We start from the raw sequence: 4046 nt of genomic DNA, 5'->3' as shown, positions 1-4046 counted from the left end.
TCTTTCAGAAACCGAGCATTTGCAGCAGGAGAACCAGCTCCTATTCTCCAACTACGACAAGATTTATCCCATTTAATGTGTTTGGGCTTATATTTGACGGGAGGTTCGCTGTTGTCTGCATTATTATCGTTATCTTTTGTAGGTTTCAGTTCTCTCTGTTTATCCTCAACCGCACCTAAGATATCTTCAGCAGCAAGGCTGTAGTCTTGAATCCAGTCTGCTACATCTGCCCCACCTCCACTTTCTATTCTTTCCCACAAAAAAGACTGGGGATAAGCATAAAGCCATTGAGCATCTGAAAAGTCTTTGGCAATTTGTTCGGCGTGTTTGATGCCTTTAGTATCGCGGTCTGGACAGATGACAACTTTTGCACCTTTCAAGTCTTGAGAGTCTGATTCTCTCCACTGCCCAGAACCTCCTATGTTGCAGGTTGCTGGAATATCTAGTCGCCATAGGGTGTCAGCGGCGGTCTCTCCTTCTACAATGAAGATTTTTTTGTCGTTGGCAATAGCTTGCTGTATTTTCTTGTATTTGTAGATAGGGATGTCTTCTCTGTTAATTCCGTTTAGTCCAGGTACATACTCTCTTTTACTGCCATCCCATTGCTGCTGAAAGCAATTTTTCTTGCCATTGCCATAGTCAATTCTTTTTACCTCAACAAAACGCTTACCGTTTCTGTCTGAGTAGGGAAAATACCTGGTCTGCTTTGGCCTGGGTGGTTTGTTCCATGATTCCTCCCATTCTCCTGCTTTTTGTTTGATGGCTTTGAATATGGCTTTGGTGTCTCCGCAGTTGTAGCAGTCATATTTGCCATCGTGCTTATTGATTGAGAGGTTGTGGCCTCCGCAGTTTGGACAAGTATATTTACCTTCTTTTGTGCGATCGCCTAGCAGGTGGAGGTAATTACGAATGTCAAAGTTTGAAGGGTTGTTATTGTTTGATTTTTGTGTTATAATATTCATTGTATTGAGAAAAAAAATAACGAAGGCAATACTTGCGAGTGGTGTTGCCTTCTCTTCATTCGCCTTTAAAGAGAAATGTAATAATTCTTAACAGTCACGATAGTGCTTGCTCACATCTAAGACTACCTACTTTTTAACCCACTCAGCATAGATTCTGGTTTATCAACGTACTTATCAAGCAGTTATCCCTCACGCACAATCACACCACTCTCCTCAAAATGATCGGGATGGGTTAAGAAAGCTGGCAACCTCTCCCAAGCATCAACAAAGGAATCACAAAAAATCTCATCGTCATCAACAATCACCCTATAAATTCCGTCACCCATATTAGTAATCGAGCAACTCATAGCTCCATCATTAAAGCCTCCAAAAAATTTTAATTCGTCAGCAGTATATTTACCAGGGGTGTCGGTTTCAATACCATGAAAAATAATCGTATTGTCAGGTTCATAGCCATTGTAGATGCGCCTATACCAAACACATTTTTTAGTCACTTTAACGCTCTCAAAAATAAGCTTTACCACAAACTAATTTTCCTTAACCCATTCAGTATAAACTCTGACATCATCAGGGTCTTTTCTACTAGGATAATAAGCAGGTTGTTTAGCAAGTCTAAAACCATCTCTTTTTAGCCAATTATCCATAGAAGCGACAAACTCTTCTGCTAGTTGCTTACTGCTAATAAGTCTCACATCTACAGTCATTCTGATACTCATAATTACCTCTTTTATTTTATTGATTGCAGTTGGAAAGCACGTTGTATTTAAGTTCAATGATATCGCTAAATAAATTCTTTGATTATTGTGAGTACAGTCTTGCCAGTTTGAAAATTGCGACCACCTAGTTTAAGAATATTTTTGATAATGTAACTGTCAGTTTTTCCTGCTCGCACTGCCGACATTACATCTGATACCACTGATGTCGCTATCGGAGTTACATTATGCAATGCCTGAGTTACAGTATTTACATCATCAGTTACTGCAACTTCCTGTAACTCTGAGTGGGAATTATAACAATTATTAGTTGATAGCATAATATCACTATTAGTAATAGCAGTTTTATATGTGCTATCATTTACTACAAATTTACTAATGTTGGCAGGTGAATTTCCTTCTTTAAATTCTTGATAGTGTCCGTGTGTTGGATGCACTGACAATTCATCATCAACTAGACAAGGATAGGCTTGATTAGTAATAACTGATAGCACTTCTCTTAAACCAGTTCGTCTGGCAAATTTTACTGCTACTTTACATAACCTAATACAGACATAATTCTCTAAAAAGTCTCCCATTCCTTCCAACCCCATTGCTTTGATATTTCCAGACTGGGAACAGAAAAAAATTAGCATATTGAACTTACGACATTCAGAGCCTAGCCTAATAATTGCTTCCTCTATTAAGCTGCCTTTTTTCTGTTTGTTTGCGTAGGCAATGATTGAAGGCCACTCGTCAAAGACATAGACACTGAATGGCAGGTTTTTGTTTTGTCGCTTTTGCTCCTTTCTTTTATCTAGTTCGTTTAGCGTTTGCTGAATTGTAGTTAGTATCTCGTCATATTTGTAGATGACTGGGATACCTTTGTCAAAGTCTTTGCCGTCGTCGTGGGGGTTGCAAATAGTTAGGTTTTCAATAGTGCCTATCTCCCCACAAAAGTATTTAATAAGACTTGACTTGCCACACCCGGAGTTGCCCATCAGCACTATACTTACCCCCCGCTGTAAGACTTCTTTGAGTTGGATGGGTTGAATAATGTCGTTGACTGGTTTTGCTTCTGGTAGTAGTAATGGGTTAACTGCTGCTGACTTGAGAGACTGCCTAAACTGTGCCAACCCCTCTTCCTCAGCTATTTGATGATAGGTTGCCAGCTTTTTGTTAATTCTGCTTAGTCGGTAAGCGGTGAGCAATAAACCACAACTGGCTATATACACTAATGCTTTTGCCTGTCGGTTGGTTTGTAGTTGTTGTTGTGGCAGGTTGGTAAAGTTGTAAGGAATGCCAGTTCGGATGGTACAAGCAGCAACTATGGCGGTTGATAAACCTGCTAAACGACACCCCCATTCTATTGATTGGAGAAATGGTTTAATGTTGTGAGTTAGCATCATGTTTCCTTGTAAGAAAAAACTGTTAGGGTGTTGTGCCCTGGCTTTTATATTTAGATTATCCAAACTGACAGTAAAACTGCGGTTAATGCGCTAACAAATAGTATTGTTTTGCTATAAATTTCTTTGATTTTTTCTGGGAGGAAAAGTATAGCTACTAAATCAATCAACAATAACAACAGTAGTGGGAAAAAAGTCAATATTCTGATGATATAGTGGTCAGTTGATAGGATAATTGCTGTTGCATACCCAATAAAGAATAGACAGATTAAGTCGAAGTGTAGATATTTTTCACTCCAGGTTTTTAGTTGACTTAGTAGTTGTTGCATATCCTGGAAAAATCACTAATTTTTGATGTGTGAAGTTTTGTTATTACTGGCTCCAAATGGTTCGACTGTTTTTATCCAAGGGGAGATAGTTACAGTTAGAAATGAGGCTATTTATCCTTTAATTTATTTCTTTGCTAGCAGGCAATTCTAGACACTCTAACAAATCACATATCGTACTCATGTGTCCTACGCTAATAAACGACTCTGGCTCTTCTTTTTCCGTCTTTTTGTTATACAGAACAACCGCATCGTTGCTTACTTTTAGCTCGTATTAACTAGTAGACAACTCGCCACTTTCAAAGGCTTTGTGTAGTTCTGAAGTTTTTTTGTATTTCATATTTTGCTTTCTTTGTAATGTAAGGTTTTGCTGGTTTTAGCGTTAGTCGGCTCGACTGTGCTTATCCAAGGGAGGATAGTTGCAGTTAGAAATGAGGCTATTAGTAGGGAGGCTAATATTGCTGAGGATGATGGTTTTTGTAGTATTAAATATTCAACTAAGCCTTTTCCTGTTTTGGTTTTGTTTTGGTAGGGAACTATTTGGGCTAGTCGTTTAGGCTGTCGGCAATTAAACATTTTAATTTCTCCTAACGTCTAGCTCAACTTGTTGATTTGTGTTTCTACTATCTTCCAAGATATTGAAAGTTTCATAACTGGCAA

General features: G+C 38.5%; 5 protein-coding genes and 1 pseudogene. All 6 read right to left on the bottom strand.

The window, feature by feature from the left end; all coding sequences use genetic code 11:
• Nucleotides 1-962: pseudogene (locus tag AC3DU7_RS27335) on the bottom strand (hypothetical protein); the annotation flags it as partial.
• Between the two features lie 182 nt (nt 963-1144).
• On the bottom strand, nt 1145-1486 hold the full coding sequence (locus AC3DU7_RS27330; protein WP_488042412.1) for a hypothetical protein: 342 nt from the start codon (nt 1484-1486) through the stop codon (nt 1145-1147).
• A 3-nt stretch (nt 1487-1489) separates the two neighbouring features.
• Nucleotides 1490-1678 carry a hypothetical protein gene (locus AC3DU7_RS27325; RefSeq protein WP_488042411.1) on the bottom strand — a complete coding sequence of 63 codons (189 nt, stop codon included), beginning with the start codon at nt 1676-1678 and terminating at the stop codon, nt 1490-1492.
• A gap of 65 nt (nt 1679-1743) precedes the next feature.
• Nucleotides 1744-3063: an ATP-binding cassette domain-containing protein gene (locus AC3DU7_RS27320; protein WP_488042410.1), complete on the bottom strand. Its 1320-nt coding sequence runs from the start codon at nt 3061-3063 to the stop codon at nt 1744-1746.
• A gap of 50 nt (nt 3064-3113) precedes the next feature.
• On the bottom strand, nt 3114-3389 hold the full coding sequence (locus tag AC3DU7_RS27315) for a hypothetical protein (protein WP_488042409.1): 276 nt from the start codon (nt 3387-3389) through the stop codon (nt 3114-3116).
• Nucleotides 3390-3722: 333 nt separating this feature from the next.
• Nucleotides 3723-3962 (bottom strand): hypothetical protein, encoded by a 240-nt coding sequence (locus AC3DU7_RS27310; RefSeq protein WP_488042408.1) that lies wholly within the window; start codon nt 3960-3962, stop codon nt 3723-3725.
• Nucleotides 3963-4046: the final 84 nt, after the last annotated feature.

The organism is Okeania sp., from assembly GCF_983059655.1.
The sequence above is the reverse complement of the archived record's forward strand: the minus strand, read 5'-3'. Positions and strand labels throughout refer to the sequence as shown.